This window comes from Actinomyces sp. oral taxon 170 str. F0386, from assembly GCF_000195595.1.
GTDB lineage: Bacteria > Actinomycetota > Actinomycetes > Actinomycetales > Actinomycetaceae > Actinomyces.
In genome coordinates, this window is record NZ_GL882562.1 from 683 (window position 1) to 1,233 (window position 551).

Below are 551 nucleotides of genomic sequence, written 5' to 3' on the forward strand. Positions count from 1 at the left end.
CCTTCCACAGCTCGTCGTCGGTGGCCTCCTGACGCCCCAGGCGCAGGTTGGAGGCCACGGTCCCGGCGAACAGGAAGGGCGCCTGAGGCACAAGCCCCAACTGGGCCCACAGCGCCTCGGGATCGGCCTCACGCACATCCACCCCACCAACGAGGACCTGCCCGCTGCTGGCCTCCAGCAACCGGGCCAGTAGCCGCACAATCGTGGACTTGCCCGACGCCGTCGAACCCACGATCGCCGTCGTCGTACCGGGCTGGACCGTGAAGCTCACCTCAGCCAGGACACGGGCGTCGGCGCCCTCGTAGACAAAGGTGACATCACGCATCTCAACCCGCCCCGGAACCGGAAAAGCGGTCACGGCCCCCGGCGCCGAGACGATAGCAGGCGCGGTGGCCAGCACCTCGCTGATGCGCTCGGCGCATACGGCCGCGCGCGGGATCATGATCGTCATGAAGCTCGCCATGACAATACCCATGAGGATCTGCATCAGATACGACATGAAGGCGACCAGGGTCCCCACCTCCACCTCACCGTCACCGACCCGGTGCCCA

At 67.3% G+C, this 551-nt stretch carries 1 protein-coding gene; it reads right to left on the bottom strand.

Features of this window, described 5'->3' with window-relative positions; translation table 11 throughout:
- A partial coding sequence (locus HMPREF9056_RS14755; RefSeq protein ID WP_253270019.1) for an ABC transporter ATP-binding protein occupies positions 1-551 on the bottom strand: 551 nt, incomplete at both ends.